The organism is Rathayibacter sp. AY1F2, assembly GCF_002930885.1.
In the GTDB taxonomy this organism is placed as follows: Bacteria; Actinomycetota; Actinomycetes; order Actinomycetales; family Microbacteriaceae; genus Rathayibacter.
On the sequence record NZ_PSVG01000004.1, the window covers coordinates 193,836 to 213,604 of the forward strand.

The window sequence follows — 19,769 nt, forward strand, 5'->3', positions numbered from 1 at the left end:
GGCTCAGCCCTGCACGGCCGGCGCGGCCGGCGCGGTCGCCTTCGCCCGGGCCGACTCCACGCGCTTGTCGTGCTTGGAGATCTCGGGCTCCCGGCTGCGCAGCTGGGCGTACAGCGGCGCCGCGACGAAGATCGTCGAGTACGTGCCGACGATGATGCCGATCAGCAGGGCGAGCGAGATGTCGCGGAGCGTGCCCGCGCCGAGGACGAACGCACCGATCACGAGGATCGCGGCCACCGGGAGGGCGGCGACGATCGAGGTGTTGATGGAGCGCACGAGAGTCTGGTTCTCGGCCAGGTTCACCGTCTCGGAGAAGGTGCGGGTCGTGCTGCCGAGCGCCTCCACGGTGTTCTCGCGGATCTTGTCGAAGACCACGACCGTGTCGTAGAGCGAGTAGCCGAGGATCGTCAGCAGTCCGATCACCGCCGCCGGCGACACCTCGGTGCCGGTGATGCCGTAGACGCCCGCCACGATCACGAGGTCGTGCAGGAGCGCGACGATCGCCGCGAGCGACATCTTCCAGGTGCGGAAGTACGCCCACATGGCCAGGGCCGCGAGGACCACGAAGATCACCAGGCCGCGCAGGGCCTGCTGGGTCACGTCGTTGCCCCACGCCGCTCCGATGAAGGAGGAGGCGACCTGGTCGGTGGGCACGTCGTAGGCCTCCGACAGGGCGTTCCGCACCGCGGTCGACTCGTCGGTCGAGAGCTGGCCGGTCTGCACGCGGATGGAGTCGTCGCCGACGATGGACACGCGCGGCACGGTCTCCGGAGCGACCGAGGTGACCGCGTCCGTCGCCGTCGCCTGCTCGAGGCTCGACGGCGAGGACACCGTGAACTGCGAGCCGCCGGTGAACTCGATGCCGAAGTTGAAGCCGCCGCGGGCGACCGTACCGAGCAGCGTGATCAGGATCAGGGCGAGCGAGACGAGGTACCACGTGCGGCGCCGGCCGACGAAGTCGATCGATCGCGCACCGGTGTAGAGGTCGTTTCCGAACTGCGAGAAGCTGGCCATCACGCGTCCTTCCCGTTCGAGTCGTTGGAGTCGCGCAGGCCGGCCGCCTCGGCGGCCTTCCGCTCGGCGATGGTCTGGCGCTTGGCCGCCTCACGGGACGCGGAGGCGCGCTTGCCGGCGACCACCTGGTCCTGCGGACGGAAGGCGGCTCGGCCGCGGTAGACGGCCCCGAGCGCCCGGGGATCCAGGCCCGAGGCCTTGTGCCCCTCGGCGAAGAACGGTCTCGTGGCCATCAGCTGCAGGATCGGGTGGGTGAACAGCGCCACCACGATCAGGTCGATGATCGTCGTGATCCCGAGGGTGAGCGCGAAGCCGCGGACACTGCCGACGGCGAGGAGGAAGAGGACCACCGCGGCGAGCAGGTTCACCATGTCGGACGCGAAGATCGTGCGCAGCGCGCGCCGCCAGCCGGACTCGACGGCGGACTCGAGGCCGCGTCCGTCGCGGAGCTCGTCGCGGATGCGCTCGAAGTACACGATGAACGAGTCGGCCGTGATGCCGATCGCGACGATGAGACCCGCGACTCCTGCGAGCGAGAGGCGCAGTCCCTCCCGCCAGGACAGCAGCGTGACGACGAGGTAGGTGACGATCGCCGCGACGAGCAGCGAGGCGATCGTGACGGCTCCGAGCACGCGGTACTGCGCGATGGAGTAGACGATGACGAGGATCAGGCCGATGAGGCCGGCGAGCAGGCCGCTGGCGAGCTGGGCGGAGCCGAGCGTCGCCGAGATGCTGTCCGAGCTCTGGACCTGGAAGCCGATCGGCAGCGCGCCGTACTTGAGCTGGTCGGCGAGCGTCTTCGACGACTCCTGGGTGAAGGAGCCCGAGATCTGCGCGTTGCCGTCGGTGATGGCGGCGTTCGTCGACGGGGCCGAGATGACCCGGCCGTCGAGGACGATCGCGAACTGGTTCTGCGCACCCTGCAGCGCCACGAGGCGCGAGGTCACGTCGCCGAAGGCCTGCGTGCCCTGGTCGTCGAACGAGAGATTGACGGCCCAGGTGCCGGTGCTGGCGCCGGAGGAGGTCGTCATCAGGCCGTTCGAGGCGTCCGAGATGTCCTCGCCGGTGATCTCCACCGGGCCGAGGACGTACTTCACCGTCCCGCTGTCGTCGCAGGTGATGAGCGGCTGGTCGGCCGGGGCGAGGTTCGGGTCCTGGCCGTTGAGGAACGCGCAGTCGAACGAGGTGTACTGGGCCTCGAGCGCCGGCGTGAGGTAGGCGAGGTCGCTCGCGTTCGTCGGCGAGGCGGTCGGCTCCGTCGCGAGCGACGGGTCGACGGGCGTCGGCGTGGGCGAGGACGTCGCGTCGCCGCCGACCGAGCTGTTGGTGGCCTGGCTCGCGACGAGGACCGGGCGGAAGTCGAGCTTCGCCGAGGCCTCGATGCGCTGGAGCGTCTCGTCGTCGGGCGTGCCCGGGATCGAGACGACGATGTTGCTCGAGCCCTGGGTCGTGATCTCGGCCTCGGAGACGCCGGACGCGTCGATGCGCTGGCGGATGATCGAGACGGCCTGCGTCAGCTGCTCCGACGAGACGGTGTCGCCGTCGTTCAGCTGCGGCTGCAGGACGATCTGCGTGCCGCCCTCGAGGTCGAGGGCGAGCTTCGGCGTCCAGGAGCCGCCGCCCCAGAGGACGGCCGCCGTGTTGAGTCCGACGAGAGCGAGGATCAGGACACCGAGCCAGCTCAGGGAGCGGCGGGCCTTCCGGACGGGGGTTGATGCGGCCACCCAGGGCTCAGCTTTCTCTTCGGTCGACGGTGATCGGCCCGGGGTCGCCCGGGCGTGGAGAAGGGCGGGCGGGCGCCGATGCGCCCGGCCCGACCAGGAGACTACTGCGCGTCGGGGCGGCGGTCGCGCTCGACCGGGTCCACCAGCGGGTCGCGGTGCGCGGAGTCGCGCTCGCCGAACTCGGGCGAGCCGGTCGCGGTCAGCGGGTCGGCCTCGTCCTCGGTGTCGACGGCGACGGCGTTCTCGCTCGGGTCGATGAGGCGGGCGATCGCCTGACGGTGGATGGTCAGCAGCGTGCCGGGGGTCGACTCGATGACGATCTTGTTCGCCTCGTCGTCGATCGACACGACGGTGCCGAAGAGGCCGGAGCCGGTCATGAGCTCCACCCCCGGCTGGAGGTTGTTCTTCATGCTCTCCGCGTCGCGCTGGCGCTTCTTGTTGTTGCGGAACATGAAGATGATCATCACGGCGAGCAGCAGGACGAGCAGGATGATCGTCGGATCCATGGGTGGGCCTTCCGGAGTGGATGGGCGATCCGCCGCGCGGCCTCAGGTCGAGGCGGAGCGGATCGAGCGGCCCGTCGGGCCTAGAGAATCATAGATCATCGGGGAACAGGGGCGGCTGAGCCGCCGTCCCCCGGGGGTCGATGCCGAAGTGGCGGTAGGCGGCGGGGGTCGCCACGCGGCCGCGCGGCGTCCGGGTCAGCAATCCGATCCGCACGAGGAACGGCTCGACGACGGCCTCGACCGTCTCCGCCTCCTCCCCCACCGACACGGCGAGGGTGTTCAGGCCGACCGGCCCGCCGTCGAAGCGGGTCAGCACGATCTCCATCACCGCGCGGTCGAGCCGGTCGAGTCCGATCGCGTCGACGTCGTAGAGCTCCAGCGCCGCGCGGACGGCGGTCACGTCGGCCCGTCCGCCGTGGACCAGGGCGAAGTCCCGCACCCGCCGGAGCAGGCGGTTGGCGATGCGCGGGGTGCCTCGGCAGCGGCCGGCGATCTCGGCGATCGCGTCCGCGTCGATGTCGAGCTCGAGCAGCCGTGCCGCCCGGGCGAGCACCTGCCGCAGCTCGTCCTCCGCGTAGAACTCGAGGTGCGCGGTGAAGCCGAAGCGGTCGCGGAGCGGATTGGGCAGCAGGCCGGAGCGGGTCGTGGCGCCGACGAGCGTGAACGGGGCGAGATCCAGCGGGACGGACGTCGCTCCCGCCCCCTTGCCGACCATGATGTCGATCCGGAAGTCCTCCATCGCGAGGTAGAGCATCTCCTCCGCGGAGCGCGCCATGCGGTGGATCTCGTCGATGAAGAGGATCTCGCCGGGCAGCAGCGAGGAGAGGACGGCGGCGAGGTCGCCCGCGTGCTGGATCGCGGGGCCGCTGGAGAGCCGCAGGGGCGAGGAGCTCTCCTCCGCCACGATCATCGCGAGGGTCGTCTTGCCGAGACCGGGCGGGCCCGCCAGGAGGATGTGGTCGGGGGTCCGGCCCTGCATGGCCGCGGCCTTGAGCAGCAGCTCGAGCTGGCCGCGCACCTTGCGTTGGCCGACGAACTCGCTGAGGTTCCTGGGCCGCAGGGCGCCCTCGAAGGCGACCTCGGCCTCCGATGCGACCGCGGCGCCCAGCACCTCGTCGCTCACGAGCGGGCCGCCGGACCGAGGCGGGCGAGGGCGAGCCGGAGCAGCGCCTGCACGTTCGCGGCGTCGGAGGCCTGCGCGTCGAGCAGGATCTCGTCGACCACATCGGCCGCGGTGCGCTCGGGCCAGCCCAGGCCGACGAGCGCCGCGAGCACGTTCTGCGCGGCGGTGGCGGCGGGACCGGAGCCGCGGGCGGCGCGCGGACGGACGGTCACCTTGCCGGCGAGCGACAGGATGATCAGCTTGGCCGTCTTCGGGCCGATGCCGCTGACCTTCCGGAACACCCCGTCGTCCTCGTCGGCGACCGCCTGCGCGATCCGGTCCGGCTCGACCGCGCCGAGCACGCCGAGCGCGGACTTCGGGCCGACGCCGGTCACGCCGATCAGCAGCTCGAAGATCTCGAGCTGCTCCTCGTCGGGGAAGCCGTAGAGGGTGAGCGAGTCCTCGCGGACGACGAGCACGGTGCTGACCGTGGTCTCGTCGCCGACGCGCATCTCGAGCGCGTGCTGCGGGGTCACGTTCACCGCGTAGCCGACGCCGTGAACGTCGAGGACGGCGAGACTCCCGCGGGCGGAGAGGACGGTGCCGCGGAGGGAGGAGATCACCGCGTCAGTCTAGATGCTCGAACAGGCGTTCGACTCGCGGCCTCGGCGGCGCGCCACACCCGCTGCGCTGCTGTGCCGCCCGCCGCTCCGTCGGCACCGGCTCCCGCCGACCCGGAGGACCGCGCGAGAGGCGCCCGCCAGGCGTGGCAGACGGCCAGGGCGAGGGCGTCGGCCGCGTCGGCCGGCCGCGGCGGGGCGTCGAGCCGGAGGACGCGCTGGATCATCGCGGTGACCTGGCGCTTGTCCGCGGCTCCGTAACCGGTGACGGCGGCCTTCACCTCGCTCGGCGTGTGCATCCCGACCGGGAGCCCGCGCCGGGCCGCCGCGACGAGGGCTACGCCGCTGATCTGCGCGATGCCCATCACGGTGCTGACGTTGTTCTGCGCGAAGACCCGCTCGATCGCGACGGCGTCGGGGCGGTGCTCGTCGAGCAGCGCCTCGAGCCCGTCGCCCAGGGCCAGCAGGCGGCGCTCCAGCGCGTCGTCGGGCGGTGTCCGGAGGACCGTCACGTGCACGAGGGTCGCGCGGCGGTCGCGCGAGACGTCGACGATGCCGACGCCGCAGCGGGTGAGCCCGGGGTCGATCCCGAGGACGCGCATCAGGCCGCCCTCCAGGATCGGGCCGGGCTCACCGCGTCACTCCTCGTTCTCGAGCTCGGCGCGCACCTCGGCCGTGATGTCGAGGTTGGTGTAGACGTTCTGCACGTCGTCCGAGTCCTCGAGCGCGTCGATCAGGCGGAAGACCTTGCGGGCCGTCTCGGCGTCGGCCTCGACCTGGAGGGAGGCGACGAACTCGATGTCGGCGGAGTCGTAGTCGATGCCCGCCTCCTGCAGGGCCGAGCGGGCCGGGACGAGCTCGCTCGGCTCGACGCGGACCTCGAAGCTCTCGCCGTGGTCGAGCACGTCGTCGACACCGAAGTCGAGGACCGCGCCGAGCACGTCGTCCTCGGTGACGCTCTCTCCGTGGGGCACGGAGATGACGCCCTTGCGCGCGAAGTTGTACGCGACGCTGCCCGGGTCGGCCATGGTGCCGCCGTTGCGGGTCATCGCGGTGCGGACGTCCGCCGCGGCGCGGTTCTTGTTGTCGGTGAGGCACTCGACGAGCAGGGCGATGCCGTTGGGGCCGTAGGCCTCGTACATGATCGTCGTGTAGTCGATGACCTCGCCGGTGAGGCCGGCGCCGCGCTTGATCGCGCGGTCGATGTTGTCGTTCGGCACCGAGGTCTTCTTCGCCTTCTGCACGGCGTCGACGAGCGTCGGGTTGCCGGAGAGGTCGGCGCCGCCGATCTTGGCGGCCACCTCGATGTTCTTGATCAGCTTGGCGAAGGACTTCGCGCGGCGCGAGTCCTTGATCGCCTTCTGGTGCTTGGTCGTGGCCCACTTGGAATGCCCGGACACGGTGCTCCCTCGGAAATCTCGTTGCGTGCGGCCCCCGAGGGCGCCGCTGATGGCAGGGGCCAGTCTATTCGAGAGCCGGTCCGCGCCCGTCTCGGCCCGAGCACCGAGACTTCCACACCCTCCTCGCCGGAGACGAGCCGCCGTCTCGGCAGCCCCCGCACCGCCGAACCAGTGATCCGCGTGCCAGCGGATCGCTGTAGGCGGACGCGACCCGCTCCACCCGCCCCGCCAACTCCGAGAGCCGACCGCGGCGAGCCGGGCAGGGACCGGCTCCCACAAGCACCGCCGAACGCACGATCCGCGTCCCAGCGGATCGCGCTAGGCGGACGCGACCCGCTCCACCCACCCAGCCACCCCCGAGAGCCGACCGCGGCGAGCCGGGCAGGGACCGGCTCGCCACAAGCACAGCCGAACCAGTGATCCGCGTGCCAGCGGACCGCTGTAGGCGGACGCGACCCGCTCCACCCGCCCCGCCATCTCCGGAAGCCGACCGCGGCGAGCCGGGCGAGGACCGGCTCGCCACAAGCACAGCCGAACCAGTGATCCGCGTGCCAGCGGATCGCTGTAGGCGAACGCGACCCGCTCCACCCGCCCCGCCATCTCCGAAAGCCGACCGCGGCGAGCCGGGCAGGGACCGGCTCGCTACTTGATCAGCCGCGACAGCAGCCGGTCGGCGAGGATCCTGCCGTCGGTCTGGCAGGTGGGGCAGTACTGGAGCGTGGAGTCGTGGAAGACCACCTGGCGGATCGTGTCGCCGCAGACGGGGCACGCCTCTCCTGTGCGGCCGTGGACGCGCATGCCGAGCTTCTTCTCGCGCTTGAGGTCGGCCGCGTGCAGGCCCTCGGCGCGGGCGAGCGCCTCCTCGAGTGTGTAGCGGAGGGCCGCATAGAGGCGGTCCAGCTCGTCGGCGGTGAGCGCGGCGGGCTTGAAGGGCGACATGCGCGCCACGTGGAGGATCTCGTCGGAGTAGGCGTTGCCGATGCCGGCGATGCGGGACTGGTCGCGGAGGACGCCCTTCACCTGCGCCCTGCCCGCCGTGGCGAGGATCGCGCCGAGGATCTCCTCGGTGAACTCCGGGTCCAGCGGATCGGGACCCAGCCGGGCGACGCCCGGGACGTCGAGCGGATCGGCGACGATCGAGAGCGCGAGGCTCTTCTTGGTGCCGGCCTCCGTCACGTCGAACCCCGACCCGTCGTCGAGGACGAGCCGCGCGGCGAGCGGTCCCCGGCCGGGCTTCGCCGGCGCCGTCGGCCGCTCGGGCCGCCAGCGGACCCAGCCGGCGCGGGCGAGGTGCAGGAGGACGTGGGCTTCGCCGACTGCGATGTCGAGGAACTTGCCGTGCCGCGATACTCCGTGGACGGTCTCGCCGGACAGAGCCGACGGCGGGATGGCGACGGTCTTGAGCGCGGAGATCGCGAACACGTCGAGCCGCTCGAGGACGCGTCCGCCCAGGCGCGCGTCGAGATCGAGGGCGAGGGCCTGGACCTCGGGGAGTTCGGGCATGCGACCACCCTGGCCCGCGGGTCCCGCACCGTCCACCCCTGGCGGAGGGGACGGCAGCGGGTCAGTCGCCGAAGCGCGTCGCCGCGACCTTCCGCAGGAACAGCTCGTGGAACCGGTAGTCGCCGGTGATCTCGGGATGGAACGCCGTCCCGAGGAGGTTGCCCTGCTCGACCGCGACCACCCGCCCGTCGGCGACACTGGCGAGCGCGGTCGCCCGCTCGCCCAGCTCCTCCACGACCGGTGCGCGGATGAAGACCGCGTGCACCGGCGGATCGCCGATGGCCGGCACGTCGAGATCGGTCTCGAAGGAGTCGAGCTGGTTGCCGAACGCGTTCCTCCGGACCGACACGTCCAGGCCGCCGAAGCTGCTCTGGCCGTCGATGCGGTCGAGGACCCGGTCGGCGAGCATGATCAGCCCGGCGCAGGTCCCGTAGACGGGCATCCCCGCACTGATCGCCTCGACGACCGGCTCCGCGAGGCCGAAGAGGCGCGACAGCTTGTCCATCACCGTGGACTCGCCGCCCGGGATGACCAGCCCCGCGACGGTGGCGAGCTCCTCCGGGCGTCGCACCAGCACCACCTCGGCGCCCAGCTCGCGCAGGACGTGCGCGTGCTCGCGGAAGTCGCCCTGCAGCGCGAGGACCCCGACGCGGAGCCCCTCGAGGGACTCCCGCGTCGATCCTGCGCCGGCGAGCGGCGCGTCGGCGCTACCAGCCACGCTCGGCGAGGCGGTGCGGCGCGGGCACGTCGGCCACGTTGATGCCGACCATCGCCTCGCCCAGGCCGCGCGAGGCCTCCGCGACGACCTTCGCGTCGTCGAAGAAGGTGGTCGCCTTCACGATCGCGGCCGCGCGCTTGGCGGGCTCGCCCGACTTGAAGACGCCGGAGCCGACGAACACGCCGTCGGCGCCCAGCTGCATCATCAGCGCCGCGTCGGCCGGGGTCGCGACCCCGCCGGCGGTGAAGAGAACGACGGGGAGCTTGCCGGTCCGGGCGATCTCTACGACCAGGTCGTAGGGGGCCTGCAGCTCCTTCGCGGCGACGTAGAGCTCATCCTTGGTCATCGCCTTCAGGCGGTTGACCTCGCCGGAGATCGTGCGGATGTGCTTGGTCGCCTCGGAGACGTCGCCGGTGCCGGCCTCGCCCTTCGAGCGGATCATCGCTGCGCCCTCGGTGATGCGGCGCAGCGCCTCGCCCAGGTTGGTCGCTCCGCAGACGAAGGGGACGGTGAAGTTCCACTTGTCGATGTGGTTCACGTAGTCGGCGGGCGAGAGGACCTCGGACTCGTCGATGTAGTCGACGCCGAGCTCCTGCAGGATCTGCGCCTCGACGAAGTGGCCGATGCGCGCCTTCGCCATGACGGGGATCGACACGGCGGAGACGATGCCGTCGATCAGGTCGGGGTCGCTCATGCGTGCGACGCCGCCCTGCGAGCGGATGTCGGCGGGGACGCGCTCGAGCGCCATGACGGCGACCGCGCCGGCGTCCTCCGCGATGCGGGCCTGATCGGCGTCGACGACGTCCATGATGACGCCGCCCTTGAGCATCTCGGCGAGACCGCGCTTGACGCGGCTCGAGCCGAACTGCTCGGGAGCGGACGAGGACGGAGTGGTGGTGTCGGTCATGTTCGCGAGTCCTGTTCTGTGCGGCGACTTCCGCCGACGGCAGCTCCGAGTCTACGAGACGGCGCCCGCCGTCCGCGGCGCTGGACAGGGGGCCGGGCGGCGGTCTAGAGGCTCGGCCAGGCCGCCGCGAGGCTCGCCCGCACGTCGCCGAGCAGCTGCGGGAGCGCCTTCGTGCGGGCGATGATCGGGAAGAAGTTCGCGTCGGTCGCCCAGCGCGGAACCACGTGCTGGTGCAGGTGCGCGGCGATCCCCGCTCCCGCGACCGCGCCCTGGTTCATCCCGAGGTTGAAGCCGTCGTTGTTCGAGACCGAGCGGACGACGCGCATCGCCGTCTGCGTGAGCGCTCCGATCTCGGCCACTTCCTCGGGAGTGGCCTCGTCGTAGAGCGGGATGTGCCGGTACGGGCAGACCAGGAGGTGGCCGGAGTTGTACGGGAACAGGTTCAGCAGGACGTAGGCGTGCTCCCCGCGGGCGACGATGAGGGCCTCCTCGTCGCTCAGCGTCGGCGCCACGCAGAAGGGGCAGTCGTCGGCTCCGGGCTGCCCCTTCTGGATGTAGACCATCCGGTGCGGCGTCCACAGGCGCTGGAACTCGTCGGGAACCCCGGCGAGGTGCGCCGAGCCCTCCGCCCCCTCGGGCGCGCAGCCGTCGCTCACGCTCAGACCTGCGCCTTCGAGGCGACGGCCTCGCGGATGCGCGCGACGGCGTCGGCGACCGGGATCCCGTTCTCCTGCGTGCCGTCGCGGAAGCGGAAGCTGACGGCTCCGGCGTCGCGGTCCTTCTCCCCCACAATCATCTGGAAGGGCACCTTCTGCAGCGTGGCGTTGCGGATCTTCTTCTGCATCCGGTCGCTGGAGTAGTCGATCTCGGCGCGGATGCCCGACCGCTTGAGCTCGCCGACGACCTCTTCGAGGTAGGGCAGGTACTCGTCGGCGATCGGGATGCCCACGACCTGGACCGGCGACAGCCAGACCGGGAACGCCCCGGCGTAGTGCTCGGTGAGGATCGCGAAGAAGCGCTCGATGGAGCCGAAGAGCGCGCGGTGGATCATCACGGGCCGCTTCTTCGAGCCGTCCGAGGCCGTGTACTCGAGCTCGAAGCGCTCGGGCTGGTTGAAGTCGAGCTGGATGGTCGACATCTGCCAGGTGCGGCCGATGGCGTCGCGCGCCTGCACCGAGATCTTCGGACCGTAGAAAGCCGCTCCTCCCGGATCCGGAACCAGCTCGAGACCGGAGGCGACGGCGACCGCGCGCAGCGACTCGATCGCCTCCTCCCACTGCTCGGGCGCACCGACGAACTTCGGGTTGCCCTCCTCGTTCGTGGACAGCTCGAGGTAGAAGTCGTCGAGGCCGTAGTCGCGCAGCACCTGCAGCACGAACTCGAGGTTGCGGGTCAGCTCGGCCGACACGTCCTCCTGCGCGACGTAGATGTGGGCGTCGTCCTGGGTCAGGCCGCGCACGCGGGTGAGGCCCTGCAGGGTGCCGCTCTTCTCGTAGCGGTACACGGTGCCGAACTCGGCCAGGCGCAGCGGGAGCTCGCGGTAGCTGCGGCCGCGCGAGCGGAAGATCAGGTTGTGGAACGGGCAGTTCATGGGCTTGAGGTAGTAGTCCTGGCCCTGGCGGGTGACGTTGCCGTCCTCGTCCTGCAGCTCGTCGAGGTGCATCGGGGGGAACATCCCCTCGGAGTACCACTGCAGGTGCCCGCTCGTGAGGAACAGGTCGCCCTTGGTGATGTGCGGCGTGTAGACGAGCTCGTAGTCGTGGGCGAGCAGCTGCTCGCGCATGTACTGCTCGATCTCGTAGCGGATTATCCCGCCCTTGGGGTGGAAGACCGCGAGGCCGGAGCCGATCTCGTCCGGGAAGGAGAACAGGTCGAGCTCGTTGCCGAGCTTGCGGTGGTCGCGGCGCGCCGCCTCCTCGAGGCGGGCCTGGTGCTCGCGCAGCTCGTCCTTCGTGGGCCACGCGGTGCCGTAGACGCGCTGCAGCTGCGGGTTCTTCTCCGAGCCGCGCCAGTAGGCGGCAGCGTTGCGGGTCAGGGCGTAGCCGTTGCCGATCATGCGGGTGTTGGGCAGATGCGGACCGCGGCAGAGGTCCTTCCAGACCGTCTCGCCGGAACGCGGGTCGACGTTGTCGTAGATGGTGAGCTCGGCGCCGCCGACCTCGACGCTCTCGTCCTCGGCTCCCCCTCCCTTGATCCCGATCAGCTCGAGCTTGTAGGGCTCGCCGGCGAGCTCGGCGCGCGCCTCCTCCTCGGAGACGACGCGGCGCACGAACCGCTGGCCCTGGCGGACGATGCGGTCCATCGCCTTCTCGAGCGCCTTCATCGCCTCGGGCGTGAAGGGCTCCTCGACGTCGAAGTCGTAGTAGAAGCCGTCGGTGACGGGCGGGCCGATGCCCAGCTTCGCCTCCGGGTTGATCTGCTGCACCGCCTGCGCGAGCACGTGGGCCGCGGAGTGGCGGAGGATGTTCAGCCCGTCCGGCGAGGAGATGAGCACCGGCTCGATGCGGTCGCCCGGCACGACGTCGGCGGCGAGGTCCTTGAGCTCCCCGTTGACGCGGATCGCGACCACGGCCCGGTCGGTGAAGTGCGTGAATCCCGTGCCCGCCTCGGTGACGACCGAGTGGGACTCGTTCTCTGCGGGATTCGACGGTTCGTTCGACACGTGCGGGCACTCCTCGGGCTCGGTTGACCCCTCGACTGTAGTCGGCGGCGGCCTCTACCCGAGCGCGTCGCGCACGCGGACGCCGAGCGCGCGCAGAGCGGAGGCGAGCTCGTCCCGGTCGGCGCCGGGGAGCACGAGCGAGCTGCGCTCGAGCTGGTGCAGGAGGACCTCCTCCAGGCCGGGCGGCAGGGAGTCCACGGCGAGCGCCCCCTCGAGTGCGGCGAGCACGGCGACGACGGCCACCGCGTCGCGTGCCGCGAGTCTGCGTGCGCTGATCTCCATGCGTCTCCGTCCGTGTCGTCCGATCCCGTCACCCTGCCGACAGGACGTGCCCCGGAGAGGGGCGCGGGGGCGACCGGTGCGCAATCCGTCCAGGTGGCATCCTGGTCCGATGGGTGCCGGTCCTGCGCTGCAGCGCTTCACGCGCTCCGGGGCCGACCTGGAGGAGGCGCGGCGCTTCTACTCGGACGGCTACGGCGGGTCGGGATTCCGGACGGAACCGGTCGAGCGGCCCTTCTCCTTCCGCTACGACGTCTCCGGGAGCGAGGGCGTGAGCCTGCGGACGTCTGTGTTCCGGGGCTCCGTGTCCGGGGGGCTGCGTCCGGCGGGCGAGTACGTCGTCTCGTGGTTCCTCTCCGGCACGAGCGTGGTGGACCCGGAGGGCGATCGGATCGTCCACCTGCCGGGGCGGCCGGTCGTGTTCCCCAGCGCGCGTCCGTTCGAGTTCGTCAGCCGCGACTTCCAGCAGCGGCTCGTGCACGTGGCCGCCGGCCTCCTCGAGCAGGTCGCGTCCGAGGCCGGCGACGGCGTGCCGCTGCCGCTCGTCTTCGACCACCGCTCGATCGCCTCCGCGTCGGCACTCCCGGGCTGGTGGCGGGCGGTCGACGACTTCGCGGGCGTCCTCCGGTCGGGGCGCGAGGCGACAGCGCTGCAGCTCGTGGCGGCCGAGCGCGGCGTCGCTCTGCACCTGCTCGCGACCTTCGCGCACCGGCCGGTCGTCGTTCCGGCGCAGGTGCTGCGGCCGGGGCTCGAGCACCTGCTGCGTGCCGCCGAGTTCCTGCACGCGTTCGCCGCGTCGCCCGTCACCGTGTCCGACATCGCGACAGCGGCGGGGCTCACTCCGCGGGCGCTGCAGGCCGCGTTCCGGAGGCACTTCGGCGACACTCCGCTCGGCTACCTGCGCGGCGTGCGTCTCGACCGGGCGCGCGTCGAGCTGCGCGAGGGCGCTCCGGGCGAGGAGACCGTGCGCGCCGTCTCCGCGCGCTGGGGCTTCCTCAACCAGGGCCGCTTCTCGGGGGCGTACCACCGCCGCTTCGGCGAGTACCCGGTGGAGACCCTGCGCCGCTGACGCTCAGGCGCCGGGAGCGAGATCGCGGGCGTAGCAGACCGAGTGCTCGGACCCGATGTAGGCGCCGAACGGCGGGATGGCGTGGTAGCCCTCCCGGAGGTAGAACCGCATCGCGTCGGGCTGGAGCGTCCCGGTCTCCAGCACCAGGCGCGTCGTGCCCAGAGCGGCCGCCCGCGCCTCGAGCGCGCGCAGGACGGCCGTGGCCGCTCCGGTGCCGCGGGCGGCGCGGTCGGCGAACATCCGCTTCACCTCGATCGCCCCCGGTCCGAGGACGTCGTCGTCGAGAGGCCGCAGTCCGCCGCAGGCCACCGCCGTGCCGCTCGCGTCGCGGGCGACGAGGAAGACGGGCACGTCGTCGGCCGAGGGCGGCGTGCCGGGCTCGTGGTCGTCGTTGCCGTAGCGCTCGTCGAGCTCGCACCGCTGCGCGTCGCGCAGACGCTCGGCGTCCGGGTGGGTCCACGCCACCTCGTCGATGGTCCAGCTCATGAGGGCTCCTCCCGGCCGCGCGGCGGGCACGGCCGAGGCCATTCTGCCGCGCCAGCTCCCTCCGGCCGGCCCGGTGGCAACCCCTTCCGCGCCGGGCCGCAGCGGGCGTCGACTGGAGGCCCACCGACGAAAGGACTCACCGTGCTCTCCGACTCCCCCATCGGCCCCGTTCTGCTCTCCCGCGACCTCGCCGCCTCCCGCGCCTTCTACGCAGGCTCCCTGGGACTGGAGGTCCTCGAGGAGAGCGAGTCGGCGATCGCCTACTCCTGCGGCGGCACGCGGCTCACCGTCACCGCCAGCACCACGGGCTCGAAGGACGAGCAGACCAAGGCCGCCTGGCGGGTGGCCGACCTGCGCGCCGAGCTGGACGCGCTGGCGGCTCGGGGCGTGGCTCCGGAGGACTACGACAGCGACGAGCTGCGCACCGAGAACGGCGTGGCCGACCGCGGCAGCGTCTGGGCGTCCTGGATCCTCGATCCCGACGGGAACGCGCTCGGCATCGAGCAGCCCAAGAGCTGATCGGCGCCGCTCTAGACTCGCCCCATGCCCGACGACTCCGCTCCGCTGCCCGCGCCCGGGTGGTACCCGCACCCGGCCGACCTCGGCTCGGAGCTCTACTGGGACGGCGCGGCGTGGACCGACCGGTCCCGCCCGTCCTCCTCGGCGCCCGCTCCCGCCTACGGCACGCCCCCGGGCGCTCCGGAGCAGGAGCTGTACGCCTATCCGTCCGCCCCGTCCTCCGCGGCGGGCCGCAACCCGATGGCGATCGCGAGCCTCGTGCTCGGCGTCCTGAGCCTGCTGATCAATCCGCTGCTGATCCCCTCGATCCTCGCCATCGTCTTCTCGGCGAAGGGCCGGGCGGCCGCACCGGTCGTCGGAGGCGGTCGCGGGCTCGCGACGGCAGGACTCGTCACCGGGATCCTCGGTCTGGTGTCGGGCGTCTTCACCATCGTCGGCAACCTCTCGGCCGGGGTCCCCGGCCTGGCCGGCTGACCGGGGTGCCGCGGCCCTCGACGCCCCGATGACCGCGCGCCGGAGCGCTCCCTGGCTCCTCGTCGTGGCGGTCGCCCTGGTCGCGCTGGTCCTGCGCGGTCCGATCGTCGCCGTCGCGCCCATCATCGACGCGGTGCGCGAGGACCTCGCGCTGTCCGCGGGCCAGGCGGGGATCCTCACCAGCATCCCCGTGCTCTGCTTCGCCCTGGCGACTCCGCTCGCCCTCCTGGTGATCCGCCGCGCGGGACCCGACGCCGCCGTGACCGTCACGGTGATCGGCGTCGCGCTCGGCACGATCGTCCGATCGATCGGCGACGTGGGACCGGCCGTGGCGGGCACCATCCTGATCGGCGTCTCCATCACGATCGGCAACGTCGTCCTCCCCGTCGTGATCCGGCGGGACGTCGCTCCCGAGCGCGTCGACCTCACGACGGGCGTCTACACCGCAGCCCTCAACATCGGCTCGACGATCACCTCGCTCGGCACCGCTCCGCTCGCTCTGGCGCTCGGCTGGCGCGGCGCCCTGCTCGTCTGGCTCGCCCTCAACGCCCTCGCTCTGGGCGGCTGGCTCGTGGCCGTGGGGCCTCGGGCGGCCCTGCGTCCGACTCCCCGCCCGTCCCGCGCCGACCGCGCACCGGCCGCACCGGCTCCGCGGATCTTCCGCAGCGCGACCGTGCTGGCGCTCGCGCTCTGCTTCTCGAGCCAGGCGTTCTCGTACTACGGAGTGACGGCGTGGCTCCCCTCGCTGCTCGTCGACCGCAACGGCTTCTCGATCGCGACCGCGGGCGCGAGCGCCTCGGTGTTCCAGCTCGCCGCGGTCGCCGGCGCCCTCGGCGTCCCGCTCCTGGTCCGGAGGCTCGGACCGCTGGGGAGCATCGTGCTCGTCGGCCTCCTCTGGTGCACGGTGCCGGCGGGGCTGCTGCTCGCGCCGCAGCTCTGGGCGCTCTGGTGCGTGCTGGGCGGCGCGGCCCAGGGCGGAGGATTCACGGTGGTCTTCGTGCTCGTCGTGCGGCTCTCCCGCTCCGACGCCCACGCGTCGCGGCTCTCGGCCACGGTGCAGGGGATCGGCTACGCCGTGGCCGCCACCGCCCCGACCGTCATCGGCTTCGCGCACGACGCGAGCGGCGGCTGGGAGGCTCCCCTGCTGACCGTCCTCGCCGCGACCTGCTCCTTCCTCCTCTTCGGCACCCTCGCCGCCGCGCGCCAGCGCCGGGCCTGACCCGCGACACGACCGGCCGCGCCGTCAAGGGGGCCGTCCGACGACTGTCGGCCCCGTAGCGTGTCCGCATGGCCGAGCAGAGCACGACCCGCGAGAAGACAGCGCCCGATCCCGACGATTCCCGGAAGCCCGACGACGTCACCGACATCACCAAGCGCTCCTGGTTCTACGTCCTCAAGAAGACGGCCCGCGAGTTCGGCGCGGACCAGTGCACCGACCTCGCCGCCGCGCTCACCTACTACGCCGTGCTCGCGCTCTTCCCCGCCCTGCTCGCGATCGTGTCGGTGCTGGGGCTCTTCGGCCAGGCGCAGGCCACCACCGATCTGGTCCTCGACCTGATCGGGAACCTCGCGTCGAGCGAGGTCGTCGACCTGCTGCGCGACCCGATCCAGGCGCTGACCAGCTCCTCCGCCGCGGGTCTCGCCTTCGTGACCGGTGTCGTCGGAGCGATCTGGTCCGCCTCCGGCTACGTCGGCGCCTTCGGCCGCGCGATGAACCGCGTCTACCAGATCGACGAGGGGCGCCCCTTCTGGAAGCTCCGCCCGACGATGCTCGGCGTGACCGTGGTGACGGTCGTCCTGATCGTGATCGCGGCGCTCATCCTCGTCCTCAGCGGACCGGTCGCGACCGCCGTCGGCGACGTCGTGGGCCTCGGCCCCGCCGCCCTCACCGTGTGGAACATCGCGAAATGGCCGGTGCTCGTGGTCATCGCGATCGTGATCGTCGCGACCCTGTACTACTGGGCGCCCAACATCCGCCAGCCGAAGTTCCGCTGGATCAGCATCGGATCGATCGTCGCCCTGGCGATCTGGCTGATCGCCTCGACCGGCTTCGCGTTCTACGTGGCCAACTTCTCCAACTACAACAAGACCTACGGCTCGCTCGGCGCGGTGATCGTCTTCCTCCTCTGGATCTGGATCACCAACATCGCCCTGCTCTTCGGCGCGGAGTTCGACGCCGAGCTCGAGCGCGGACGCGAGCTGCAGGCGGGCATCGAGGCGGAGGAGACCATCCAGCTCCCCCCGCGCGACACCGCCGCGAGCGACAAGAAGGCGGCCGTGCACGAGAAGGACGTCCGCGACGGACGCTGGCTGCGCCTGGCGAGCGAGAACCGCAGCGACGAGGGCGCGGCCCAGGACGACGAGGCCGCGAAGAAGAAATGACTCAGGACTCGGACGACCAGAGCGCGCGGTAGTAGGCCGCGCGCTCGTCGTCCGGATCCGCTCCGTACTCCGCGAGGAGCAGCGGGGTGTGGCCGGGGCCGTAGTTCCAGCCGAGGCTGACCGCGGCGACCGCCAGATCCGCCCAGCGGTCGCCCACGCCCAGGTCGCCGACGTCGACCGTGCCGCTCCAGCGTCCGTCGTCGTCGACCAGCGTGTTCGGAGCGCACGCGTCGCCGTGCACCACGACGGGGTCCACGAGCTCCGGAGCCGCGCCGAGCGCCGACGGCCGGCGCGCGAACCAGGAGTCGCCGCGCAGCTCCTCGGGCACCGCGTCGACGGGGAGCGCGTGGACCGCCCGCAGGCCGGCCGCGATCGCGCGGACGGCCTCCTCCGGCCGGGCTGTCCACTTCGGATCGACGGCGCTCCGCCCGGGCAGCGGTGCGGTGAGGAGCCACTGCCCCTCCTCGTCCTCGCCCGCCTCCAGGATCCGGGGCGCGTCGATCCGCCCCTCCAGCCAGCGCAGACGCGCGATCTCGCGACGGAGGTCGACGCCCGTGGACCGGGGATTCCACTTCAGATACCCGGCGTCCACGCGGAAGGTCAGCCCGTCGAGCTCGTTGCGCCAGACGAGCGCCGGATCGGTGCCGCCGTTCAGGCACCTCGCCGGCGACGGGATCCGGACGCCCTCGAGCGAGGACTGCCGTGCGAGGTCGGGACCGCTCATGCCTCCAGGGTAGGCGCCCCGATCCTGAGAGGATCCGCATGCCGCGGACCGCGCCACCCGCCTCCTCCGAGCAGCGCGCCCTTACCCTGACGGGCGTGTCGGAGCAGCCGCCCGGCGCGATCCGGTGACGAGGGAGCCCCCGTGACGCAGAGCGACGACGACCGCGGGCCCGTGCAGCCCGACTTCTCGAAGGAGCAGGAGGGCTACCGTCCCGGGCTCAAGCCCCGGCAGCTGCAGATGATCGCCATCGGCGGCGCGATCGGCACCGGCCTCTTCCTCGGCGCGGGCGGCCGACTCGCCACCGCCGGTCCCTCGCTCGTCGTCGTGTACGCGGTCTGCGGCGTCTTCGCCTACCTGATCCTCCGCGCGCTCGGCGAGCTGGTCCTGCACCGGCCGAGCTCGGGCTCCTTCATCTCCTACGCCCGCGAGTTCCTGGGCGAGAAGGCCGCCTTCGTCGCCGGATGGATGTACTTCCTGAACTGGGCGATGACCGCGATCGCCGACGTCACCGCGGTGGCCCTGTACGTGAAGTACTGGTCGCTCTTCTCCTCCGTGCCCCAGTGGCTCCTCGCACTCATCGCCCTGGTCGTCGTGCTCTCGCTGAACCTCGTCTCGGTCAAGGTCTTCGGGGAGCTGGAGTTCTGGTTCGCGCTGATCAAGGTCACGGCGCTGGTGGTCTTCCTGGTGATCGGCGTCGTCGTGCTCGCCGCGGGCTGGCCGCTGCAGTCCGGCGGCGTCGCCGTGGACCCCGGGATCAGCCTCTGGAACGACAACGGCGGCATCCTGCCCGGCGGCCTGATCGCCAGCGTCCTGGTCGTCCAGGGCGTGGTGTTCGCCTACTCCGGAGTCGAGCTGGTCGGCACGGCGGCGGGCGAGACCGCGGAGCCGGCGAAGGTCATCCCGCGCGCCATCAACTCGGTCATCCTGCGCATCGCAGTCTTCTACGTCGGCTCGGTGCTGCTGCTGACGCTGCTGCTGCCCTACACGGCCTACTCGAAGGGCGAGAGCCCGTTCGTCACGTTCTTCAGCTCGCTGGGCGACGGCTCCTCGGGCGAGATCGCCGGATCGATCATGAACTTCGTCGTGCTGACGGCCGCGCTCTCCAGCATCAACGCCGGGCTCTACTCGACCGGCCGCATCCTCCGCTCCATGGCGCTCAACGGCTCCGCCCCCGCCTTCACCGGCCGGATGAACAAGCAGGGCGTCCCCTACGGCGGCATCCTGCTCACGGCGAGCATCACCCTGATCGGGATCGTGCTGAACCTTTTCGTGCCGTCCGAGGCCTTCGAGATCGTCCTCAACGTCTCGGCGCTGGGCATCGTCACGGGCTGGGGCATGATCGTCCTCTGCCAGATGCAGCTGCAGCGCTGGGCGGCCCAGGGGCGCCTGGAGCGCCCGTCCTTCCGGATGCCCGGCGCCCCGGTGACCTCGTGGCTCACCCTGGCGTTCCTGGTGATCGTGGTGGTCCTCATCGCCGTCGACTTCCCGACCGGCACCTGGACCGTGGGGATCGTCGCGGTGGTCGGCGTGCCCGCCCTGATCGTGGGCTGGCACGTCGCGAAGCCGCGCATCCTGGCGATCGCGTCCGCCCGTGACGGCTTCACCGGCGCCCACCCCGTGATCGCCGCCCGTCCGGCCTCCGAGGCCAAGCGCGACGGGAACGAGCGGCGCCGCGAGTAG

Annotated in this window: 21 protein-coding genes; 6 read left to right on the forward strand and 15 right to left on the reverse strand. The window is 71.8% G+C overall.

The window, feature by feature from the left end:
- Nucleotides 1–3: 3 nt before the first annotated feature.
- The 13 genes from secF to C5C54_RS05315 form a co-directional block, all read right to left on the reverse strand.
- The gene (gene secF / locus C5C54_RS05255; RefSeq protein ID WP_104233316.1) at nt 4–1,014 is read right to left on the reverse strand and encodes a protein translocase subunit SecF; all 1,011 of its coding nucleotides are present in this window, start codon (nt 1,012–1,014) and stop codon (nt 4–6) included.
- Complete coding sequence (secD, locus tag C5C54_RS05260) at nt 1,014–2,738, reverse strand: protein translocase subunit SecD (protein ID WP_104246772.1); 1,725 nt, start codon at nt 2,736–2,738, stop codon at nt 1,014–1,016. Before secD ends, secF begins: the two co-directional genes overlap by 1 nt.
- Nucleotides 2,739–2,839: 101 nt before the next feature.
- Nucleotides 2,840–3,244: a preprotein translocase subunit YajC gene (yajC, locus tag C5C54_RS05265; protein ID WP_104224768.1), complete on the reverse strand. Its 405-nt coding sequence runs from the start codon at nt 3,242–3,244 to the stop codon at nt 2,840–2,842.
- A gap of 88 nt (nt 3,245–3,332) precedes the next feature.
- Nucleotides 3,333–4,367, reverse strand: coding sequence for a Holliday junction branch migration DNA helicase RuvB (gene ruvB / locus C5C54_RS05270; protein ID WP_104273292.1), 1,035 nt, complete (start codon nt 4,365–4,367; stop codon nt 3,333–3,335).
- Nucleotides 4,364–4,969, reverse strand: a complete 606-nt coding sequence (ruvA, locus tag C5C54_RS05275; RefSeq protein WP_104225337.1) for a Holliday junction branch migration protein RuvA — start codon at nt 4,967–4,969, stop codon at nt 4,364–4,366. Before ruvA ends, ruvB begins: the two co-directional genes overlap by 4 nt.
- Nucleotides 4,966–5,568 carry a crossover junction endodeoxyribonuclease RuvC gene (ruvC, locus tag C5C54_RS05280; protein WP_104287927.1) on the reverse strand — a complete coding sequence of 201 codons (603 nt, stop codon included), beginning with the start codon at nt 5,566–5,568 and terminating at the stop codon, nt 4,966–4,968. The genes ruvA and ruvC overlap by 4 nt, the downstream gene beginning before the upstream one ends.
- Before the next feature lie 36 nt (nt 5,569–5,604).
- Nucleotides 5,605–6,366, reverse strand: coding sequence for a YebC/PmpR family DNA-binding transcriptional regulator (locus C5C54_RS05285; protein ID WP_104224772.1), 762 nt, complete (start codon nt 6,364–6,366; stop codon nt 5,605–5,607).
- 642 nt (nt 6,367–7,008) lie between these two features.
- Complete coding sequence (locus tag C5C54_RS05290) at nt 7,009–7,869, reverse strand: Fpg/Nei family DNA glycosylase (RefSeq protein ID WP_104267372.1); 861 nt, start codon at nt 7,867–7,869, stop codon at nt 7,009–7,011.
- 61 nt (nt 7,870–7,930) lie between these two features.
- On the reverse strand, nt 7,931–8,503 hold the full coding sequence (pdxT, locus tag C5C54_RS05295) for a pyridoxal 5'-phosphate synthase glutaminase subunit PdxT (RefSeq protein ID WP_244229657.1): 573 nt from the start codon (nt 8,501–8,503) through the stop codon (nt 7,931–7,933).
- A 73-nt stretch (nt 8,504–8,576) separates the two neighbouring features.
- Nucleotides 8,577–9,494 carry a pyridoxal 5'-phosphate synthase lyase subunit PdxS gene (pdxS, locus tag C5C54_RS05300; RefSeq protein WP_104224629.1) on the reverse strand — a complete coding sequence of 306 codons (918 nt, stop codon included), beginning with the start codon at nt 9,492–9,494 and terminating at the stop codon, nt 8,577–8,579.
- Between the two features lie 104 nt (nt 9,495–9,598).
- Entirely contained in the window at nt 9,599–10,150 is a 552-nt protein-coding gene (locus C5C54_RS05305; protein ID WP_258063230.1) for an HIT domain-containing protein, read from the reverse strand.
- A 2-nt stretch (nt 10,151–10,152) separates the two neighbouring features.
- Nucleotides 10,153–12,063, reverse strand: a complete 1,911-nt coding sequence (gene thrS, locus C5C54_RS05310) for a threonine--tRNA ligase (protein WP_258063232.1) — start codon at nt 12,061–12,063, stop codon at nt 10,153–10,155.
- Nucleotides 12,064–12,210: 147 nt separating this feature from the next.
- Nucleotides 12,211–12,438: a hypothetical protein gene (locus tag C5C54_RS05315; protein WP_104225342.1), complete on the reverse strand. Its 228-nt coding sequence runs from the start codon at nt 12,436–12,438 to the stop codon at nt 12,211–12,213.
- Between the two features lie 109 nt (nt 12,439–12,547).
- Between C5C54_RS05315 and C5C54_RS05320 the strand changes: the two genes are divergently transcribed.
- Nucleotides 12,548–13,504 (forward strand): AraC family transcriptional regulator, encoded by a 957-nt coding sequence (locus tag C5C54_RS05320; RefSeq protein WP_104327523.1) that lies wholly within the window; start codon nt 12,548–12,550, stop codon nt 13,502–13,504.
- Between the two features lie 3 nt (nt 13,505–13,507).
- Here the strand turns inward: C5C54_RS05320 and C5C54_RS05325 are convergent, their stop codons facing one another.
- Nucleotides 13,508–13,990 carry a GNAT family N-acetyltransferase gene (locus tag C5C54_RS05325; protein WP_104225442.1) on the reverse strand — a complete coding sequence of 161 codons (483 nt, stop codon included), beginning with the start codon at nt 13,988–13,990 and terminating at the stop codon, nt 13,508–13,510.
- 141 nt (nt 13,991–14,131) lie between these two features.
- On the opposite strand from C5C54_RS05325, the gene C5C54_RS17885 reads away from it, so the two are divergent.
- The 4 genes from C5C54_RS17885 to C5C54_RS05345 all read left to right on the forward strand — a co-directional run bounded on the left by C5C54_RS17885 (nt 14,132) and on the right by C5C54_RS05345 (nt 17,365).
- Complete coding sequence (locus C5C54_RS17885; RefSeq protein ID WP_104224632.1) at nt 14,132–14,509, forward strand: VOC family protein; 378 nt, start codon at nt 14,132–14,134, stop codon at nt 14,507–14,509.
- Between the two features lie 24 nt (nt 14,510–14,533).
- Entirely contained in the window at nt 14,534–14,983 is a 450-nt protein-coding gene (locus tag C5C54_RS05335) for a DUF2510 domain-containing protein (RefSeq protein WP_104274259.1), read from the forward strand.
- A 28-nt stretch (nt 14,984–15,011) separates the two neighbouring features.
- Entirely contained in the window at nt 15,012–16,202 is a 1,191-nt protein-coding gene (locus C5C54_RS05340; RefSeq protein WP_104287929.1) for a CynX/NimT family MFS transporter, read from the forward strand.
- 68 nt (nt 16,203–16,270) lie between these two features.
- Entirely contained in the window at nt 16,271–17,365 is a 1,095-nt protein-coding gene (locus tag C5C54_RS05345) for a YihY/virulence factor BrkB family protein (RefSeq protein ID WP_104225345.1), read from the forward strand.
- 1 nt (nt 17,366) lies between these two features.
- Here C5C54_RS05345 and C5C54_RS05350 read toward each other — a convergent pair whose 3' ends face one another.
- Entirely contained in the window at nt 17,367–18,089 is a 723-nt protein-coding gene (locus C5C54_RS05350; RefSeq protein WP_104287930.1) for an aminoglycoside 3'-phosphotransferase, read from the reverse strand.
- A gap of 141 nt (nt 18,090–18,230) precedes the next feature.
- Between C5C54_RS05350 and C5C54_RS05355 the strand changes: the two genes are divergently transcribed.
- Nucleotides 18,231–19,769, forward strand: a complete 1,539-nt coding sequence (locus C5C54_RS05355; RefSeq protein WP_244229624.1) for an amino acid permease — start codon at nt 18,231–18,233, stop codon at nt 19,767–19,769.

Coding starts and splice junctions, on each gene's coding strand:
- C5C54_RS05315 (WP_104225342.1), bottom strand. CDS start 12,438: ATGGAGATCAGCGCACGCAGACTCGCGGCACGCGACGCGGTGGCCGTC.
- yajC (WP_104224768.1), bottom strand. CDS start 3,244: ATGGATCCGACGATCATCCTGCTCGTCCTGCTGCTCGCCGTGATGATC.
- ruvC (WP_104287927.1), bottom strand. CDS start 5,568: ATGCGCGTCCTCGGGATCGACCCCGGGCTCACCCGCTGCGGCGTCGGC.
- C5C54_RS05325 (WP_104225442.1), bottom strand. CDS start 13,990: ATGAGCTGGACCATCGACGAGGTGGCGTGGACCCACCCGGACGCCGAG.
- C5C54_RS05345 (WP_104225345.1), top strand. CDS start 16,271: ATGGCCGAGCAGAGCACGACCCGCGAGAAGACAGCGCCCGATCCCGAC.
- secF (WP_104233316.1), bottom strand. CDS start 1,014: ATGGCCAGCTTCTCGCAGTTCGGAAACGACCTCTACACCGGTGCGCGA.
- C5C54_RS05350 (WP_104287930.1), bottom strand. CDS start 18,089: ATGAGCGGTCCCGACCTCGCACGGCAGTCCTCGCTCGAGGGCGTCCGG.
- C5C54_RS05340 (WP_104287929.1), top strand. CDS start 15,012: ATGACCGCGCGCCGGAGCGCTCCCTGGCTCCTCGTCGTGGCGGTCGCC.
- pdxS (WP_104224629.1), bottom strand. CDS start 9,494: ATGACCGACACCACCACTCCGTCCTCGTCCGCTCCCGAGCAGTTCGGC.
- C5C54_RS05320 (WP_104327523.1), top strand. CDS start 12,548: ATGGGTGCCGGTCCTGCGCTGCAGCGCTTCACGCGCTCCGGGGCCGAC.
- C5C54_RS05290 (WP_104267372.1), bottom strand. CDS start 7,869: ATGCCCGAACTCCCCGAGGTCCAGGCCCTCGCCCTCGATCTCGACGCG.
- C5C54_RS05335 (WP_104274259.1), top strand. CDS start 14,534: ATGCCCGACGACTCCGCTCCGCTGCCCGCGCCCGGGTGGTACCCGCAC.